This is a genomic window from Microcystis sp. M109S1, from assembly GCF_020247025.1.
In the GTDB taxonomy this organism is placed as follows: domain Bacteria; phylum Cyanobacteriota; class Cyanobacteriia; order Cyanobacteriales; family Microcystaceae; genus Microcystis.
In genome coordinates this window covers 1-6,295 of record NZ_JADBRW010000287.1, presented here as the reverse complement: position 1 = coordinate 6,295, position 6,295 = coordinate 1, and the positions used below count along the sequence as shown (strand labels likewise).

Annotated in this window: 4 protein-coding genes; 2 read left to right on the top strand and 2 right to left on the bottom strand. The window is 46.3% G+C overall.

The window, feature by feature from the left end; genetic code table 11:
• Positions 1-193: 193 nt before the first annotated feature.
• Both recR and IM322_RS14480 read right to left on the bottom strand, forming a co-directional pair.
• Positions 194-784, bottom strand: a complete 591-nt coding sequence (recR, locus tag IM322_RS14485; RefSeq protein WP_287673051.1) for a recombination mediator RecR — start codon at positions 782-784, stop codon at positions 194-196.
• Between the two features lie 148 nt (positions 785-932).
• Positions 933-1,466: a DUF4330 domain-containing protein gene (locus tag IM322_RS14480; RefSeq protein WP_008200075.1), complete on the bottom strand. Its 534-nt coding sequence runs from the start codon at positions 1,464-1,466 to the stop codon at positions 933-935.
• Between the two features lie 349 nt (positions 1,467-1,815).
• Between IM322_RS14480 and speA the strand changes: the two genes are divergently transcribed.
• The gene (speA, locus tag IM322_RS14475; protein ID WP_287673049.1) at positions 1,816-3,855 is read left to right on the top strand and encodes a biosynthetic arginine decarboxylase; all 2,040 of its coding nucleotides are present in this window, start codon (positions 1,816-1,818) and stop codon (positions 3,853-3,855) included.
• A 77-nt stretch (positions 3,856-3,932) separates the two neighbouring features.
• A complete protein-coding gene (locus IM322_RS14470) occupies positions 3,933-5,948 on the top strand; it encodes a ribonuclease catalytic domain-containing protein (RefSeq protein WP_287673047.1) in 2,016 nt (671 codons plus the stop codon).
• Positions 5,949-6,295 lie beyond the last annotated feature (347 nt).

Sequence of the window (6,295 nt, the reverse complement as noted above, 5' to 3'; positions counted from 1 at the left end):
GCCGAATTTGAAGTCTTTTCTGAACGAAACCCCCTACTATCTGTGGTCAAGGTTCAGTTTTTAGCTTGGTTATCGCTTTTTCCATTGTAGCTTAAAGCCGTCGTAAAACGACGGGGTTTTAACCCAAATTTTCGATAATTGTCCTAAGTAGGGTTTGCGGCAAAAAGTCTTTTAGTGGGGACAGGGTGTAGGGTCATAATTCCCGACGACCTTCTAAAGCTCTCGCTAAGGTTACTTCATCAGCGTATTCCAGATCGCCGCCCATGGGCAACCCGAAAGCGATACGGGTAACTTTGGTGAAGGGTTTCAGTAAACCCCCGATATACAAAGTCGTGGTTTCTCCCTCGACACTGGGACTAATGGCCAAGATAACTTCCTGAATTTTTTTTTGGCTAACTCTAGTGACTAAAGACTGTATATTCAATTGATCGGGTCCAATCCCATCCATAGGCGAGATAACACCGCCCAAAACGTGGTATTTGCCCGAATATTCCCGTGTTTTCTCCAAAGCAATCACATCTCTGGAGTCAGCTACCACACAGATAGTACCCGTTTCTCGGTTAGGATTGCGGCAAATTTCACAAATCGGTTCGGCCGAAAGATGAAAACAAACCTGACATAATCCTACTTGTTTTTTAGCATCCACGATCGCCTGGGCCAATTCGATCGCGTCTTGCTCCGGTCGTTTGAGAATATACAGGGCCAGACGTTGGGCGCTTTTTGGTCCTACCCCGGGTAATTTTTGTAACTGCTCGATCAAACGAGCTAAAGGCGGTGTATAAATAGCAGTTAATCCTCTTATCAGTTATCAGTTATCAGTTATCAGTTATCAGTTATCAGTTATCAGATTTGAGTTTTCAAGTGAGCAGTGTTAAATAGAAGTTTCCTACTGTCTTTTCACTGTTTACTGATTACTGCTCACTGCTCAATGATTAAGACCTTTTTGGTAAACGGACATCGATAACACTGGTGTTGAAATTATAATTATCTCCTTCCAACTCGATTAAAGTGCCAATTTTCACCTTTTGACCGCCAACAACCGCACCGGTATCGGTAACTTCCGCTTGACCACTGAGAGTCATGATCATATCTTGAGAATAGTTTTCCGTGCGGGGATCGGGTAGGACTTTCACACTACCATCCGGCTGCGGAACTAAGACATTTCTCGATAAAGGTTTAACATTTTTTATATCCACTTGACCGGCCGGTTGATTACGAATAACAATATTAGTTTTCTTCTCGGTATTGAATTGATTAATCAAGGCGTTGGGATTGAGAACACTTAAACCCCGGACAATAACATCCACTTCTATGGGTTCTTTGGTAACTTGAGCGATCGTACTTTTACCACTCGTCCCCGGCACAACAAAAATACCGATAATTGTCAATAAAATTACTAAAGCCGCTCCGATATCAAGCAAGCTAAATTTACCGAATAAACGTCCTTTTGAGTCTAATAAATTCATAAGCGGTTCACTATAAAATTTTGGGGAGATGGGGGGTTGGGGTGGTCACTGCGTGCGCGTTGCGGGGGGTGATGGGGTGATGGGGTGATGGGGGGACCACTTCGTGCGCGTTGCGGGGGGTGATGGGGGGATGGGGAGACCACTTCGTGCGCGTTGCGGGGGGAGAATAAATAAAAATAATCTCCTGCCTTCTGCCTTCTGCCTCCTGCCTTCTGCCTTCTGCCTCCTAACTCCTGACTCCTGCCTCCTGAGGGCTAATAGATTCTATCACGATCGGAATCTTGGTCGCGGACGGGAAGTCTGACTTAAGATAGAAGATCGGAGTCTCACACGGAGCGATCGATAGACAATGGCGGGTAAAACTCAACTTAAGAAACAAGAAAAGCAATTATCTCCAGTCGATCTGACCCCTTCTGACGGTAACAACCTCGAAAAAGTTGCCCCCGTTAAACATTGGTCGATCGAAGATAGCGAAAATCTCTATCGCATCCAAGGCTGGGGAGAACCCTATTTCTCGATCAATGCCGCGGGAAACATTACCGTTTCGCCCCAGGGAGAAAGGGGCGGTTCTTTGGACTTATACGAGTTAGTTTCGGCGATTAAGCGGCGGAATATCGGTTTACCCCTGTTAATTCGGTTTAGTGACATCCTCGAGGATCGGATCGAGCGCCTGAATGCCTGTTTTAACCGAGCGATCGCCCGTTATAATTATCCCAACGTCTATCGCGGTGTCTATCCGATCAAGTGCAATCAACACCGTCACATCGTCGAGTCTTTAGTGCGTTTTGGTAAACCCTATCAATTTGGGCTGGAGGCTGGTTCAAAACCTGAGCTAATGATTGCTTTAGCTACCCTAGAACCTGCCTTAAACGGTAAAAATGACAAAACACAACCATTGCTAATTTGTAACGGCTATAAGGACAAAGAATACCTGGAAACTGCCCTGTTGACCACTCGTCTCGGTCATCGGCCTTTGATTGTCATCGAACAATTGGAAGAATTATATTTAACCCTGCGCGTCAGTCGTCAGTTAGGAATTGCCCCTCATTTGGGAGTGCGTGCGAAACTGGGGACAAAAGGGGTGGGTCGTTGGGGATGTTCCACGGGAGACCGGGCCAAATTCGGTTTAACTGTCCCGGAAATCTTAACAGTAGTGACGGAATTAGAACAAGCGGGGATGTTAGATTGTCTGCAACTGCTGCACTATCATATCGGGTCGCAAATCTCCGCTATTAGCGTCATTAAGGATGCCATTCGCGAAGCTAGTCAGATTTATGTGGAATTAGCGAAATTAGGGGCAAATATGACCTATCTCGATGTGGGGGGTGGTTTAGGGGTCGATTACGATGGCTCAAAAACTAACTTCTATGCCTCGAAAAACTACAATATGCAGAATTATGCCAATGATATCGTGGCCGAGGTCAAGGAAGCTTGTGAAGATGCCCAGATTTCACCCCCAATTCTCATCAGTGAAAGTGGACGGGCGATCGCTTCTCATCAATCGGTGTTAGTCTTTGATATCTTGGGAAGTAGTGAGGTTCCCCAAAACCCTCCCGATCCCTGCAATGGGAAAGAACACCTCATCCTCCGTAATCTCTGGGAAACCTACACGGGTATCGATGAGCGCAATTATCAGGAAGCTTATCACGATGCGGGACAGTTCAAAGAGGAGGCGATTAGTCTGTTTAATTTCGGTTATCTCAGTCTCAAAGAACGGTCTAGAGCCGAACAATTGTACTGGGCTTGTTGTCACAAAATTCTGCAAGTGGCCCGACAACAGGATTATGTTCCCGATGACTTGGAAGACTTAGAGCAAATTATGGCCTCAATTTATTATGCCAATCTCTCGGTTTTTCAGTCAGTTCCCGATAGTTGGGCGATCGATCAACTATTTCCGATTATGCCGATCCATCGTCTCGATCGAGAACCTACCCAAAGAGGAATTCTCGCCGATTTAACCTGTGATAGTGACGGGAAAATTGCCCAGTTTATCGATTTGCGCGGGGACGTAAAATCTGTTTTAGAATTGCATCCGTTGGAGTACAAAAACGGTAAACATTCTCCAGAACCCTATTATCTAGGAATGTTTCTGGTGGGTGCTTATCAAGAGATTATGGGCAATTTACATAATCTTTTTGGCGATACTAACGTGGTACATATTCAGATGAGTCCCAAGGGGTACGATATCGAGTATCTAGTCAAAGGAGATACGATCACGGAAGTATTAAGTTATGTACAATATTCTGCGGAAGACCTGTTAGAAAGAATTCGTCTTCGTTGTGAACAAGCTTTGCAGGAAAATCGCATGACTGTGGAAGAATCCCAATTACTACTACAGGATTATGAACGCAGTTTGCGACGTTATACCTATCTAGTGGGGGAGGATTGATAATTGCTCTTGCCGATCGAGTAATCGATCGAGGATGATAGAAAATAGACAAAATAGATAGTTAGTAAGGGGAAGCAGTGGAAAAGGGAACGCTGGTAGAATTTCGCGTCCAAGGAGAAAGGCGCTTAGGGGTGATCGATCGCCCAGAAGGTAAAAAAGATTGGATCGTCATCGATCAAGGGGGAAACCCGCATAAACTGCGTCCCCAACGCTTCGATTACATTGTCAAAGCAGGTCCGTCCAACCATAAGGAGATTGGCAATTTTCTGCGAGAAGTCCAACCCTATCTAGATGCTAGTGGTTTAGAAGTGGCCTGGGAATTATTAGCCGGGGAAAATCAGTTAGTCACTCCCGAAACCATGGCCGAGCTCCTCTTTTCCGATCGCAGTCCGCAGTTTTGCTATGCGGCCCATTGTCTCTTGAGTGATGATAAAGTTTATTTTAAAAATAAAGGGGATGGTTACGAAGCCCGCTCGGAAAATCAGGTAGAGGAAATCAAACACCAGCTAGAGGTGGAACAACAGCGTCAACGGGAAAAAAGCCAATTTCTCCAACGTCTCCAGCAAGCCTTGGCCAGTGGAACGGTAGAATGGTCAGAAAGCGATCGAATTCGTCTGGAATCTCTAGAAAAATTTATCCTCCAACCCGAACAAAAATACCCAGCAGCCATGGAAATACTCTCCCTGCTGGGCCGTTCCCAAACCCCCGAGGCTGCTTTTGAATTGTTAGTCGATTTGAAATGGTGGAGTAGTCACGAAAACCTTTTCCTGCGACGCAGTTCCTACCCCGTTCAATTCTCGAAAAAGGTACTTGATGTGGCGCGTCTTAATTTACTCAATCCCCCTGCGGATGCGGATGTCAACAATCGTCTCGATTTAACTCACCAAAAAATTTACACCATCGACGATGAAAGTACCGAGGAAATCGATGACGGATTATCGGTAGAAATGCTCGCAGATGGTGGTCATCGTCTCTGGATCCATATTGCCGATCCTAGCCGTTTAGTGCTTCCTGATGATGAATTAGACCTAGAAGCGCGTCGTCGCAGTACCAGTCTTTATCTTCCCACGGGAATGGTTCCCATGTTTCCCCTAGAATTGGCCGCAGGTCCGATGAGTTTGGTACAGGGAAAACTTTGTCCTGCGTTGAGTTTTGGGGTAATCCTCGATGAAACAGGGGCGATCGCCGATTATCGTATCCATCCTAGTACAATTAAACCCACCTATCGCCTCACCTACGAAGATGTGGACGAAATGTTACATCTGGACCTGCAGCATGAACCGGAAGTGAGGATTCTCAACCGTTGGGCCAAACAACGCCACGCATGGCGCAAATCTCAGGGATCGATTAACATCCAAATGCCAGAATCATCCATTAAGGTGAAGGCTAACGACGAAATTATCGTAGAATTGCAGGAAGTTTCCCCATCTCGGCAATTAGTGGCGGAAATGATGATTTTAGCCGGAGAAATCGCCGGTCGCTACTGTCAGGAACACGAGATACCCGTGCCTTTCCGCGGACAACCACAACCGGAATTACCCCCCGATGAGGAGTTAATTTTACTACCTGCGGGCCCGGTGCGTTCCTGTGCCTTGCGTCGCTGTATGCCGCGCAGTGAGATGACGACGATTCCTAACCGTCATGCTAGTCTGGGATTGAATACCTATTCCCAAGTAACTTCGCCAATTCGCCGTTATACTGACCTTTTGACCCATTTTCAACTAAAAGCCCATCTCCGGGGCGATCAACTGCCTTTTACGCGGGATAGAATGCAGGAAATTCTCTATAGTGTCGCTAGTTCGGCCCAAGAGGCCACCTCGGTGGAACGACAAACTAATCGTTATTGGAGTTTGGAATTTTTGCGACGACAGGGAGATCAAGTCTGGCAAGCTTTGGTGTTGCGCTGGCTGCGGGAAGAAGAAAATTTAGGCTTGATTTTATTGGAGGAATTGGGGTTAGAATTACCCCATCGTTTTGAGCGCTCGGTATCTTTAGGCGATCGCTTTCAAGTGCAAGTTAGTCGCTCTGATCCCCACCGGGATGAGATCCGTTTTCGCGAGTTGTCGGGTTTTGTCTCCTCTCAAGCAAGTTAATCTCTCGCACAGACAGAATTCAGGAGTCGGGAGATAGGGTGATAGGGACTTAGGGGTTTAGGGAAATTTCAGCCAAATGCTCCACTACCCCACACCCCACACCCCTCTGATAGCTCAAATCAACCTACGGGCGCAAATCTGCTGTAAAATGTTATTATCTAGGGTCTGCTGAAAAAGTTTTTCGGTGGTGGTAGGAGTCAGGAGTCAGGAGTCAGGAGTCAGGAGTCAGGAGTCAGGAGTTTCAGGCTTTGTTGCCCTTGTTTTTTGTACCAAGCGATGTACTATAAGAAGGATAATGCAAGGTTTTTGAAAGTCCCAATCCTATTTTCTTGCACTAACATCGGACT

Bases quoted from the DNA above. Each gene is read 5' to 3' on its own strand.
- IM322_RS14480 (WP_008200075.1), bottom strand. From the start codon at position 1,466: ATGAATTTATTAGACTCAAAAGGACGTTTATTCGGTAAATTTAGCTTG.
- speA (WP_287673049.1), top strand. From the start codon at position 1,816: ATGGCGGGTAAAACTCAACTTAAGAAACAAGAAAAGCAATTATCTCCA.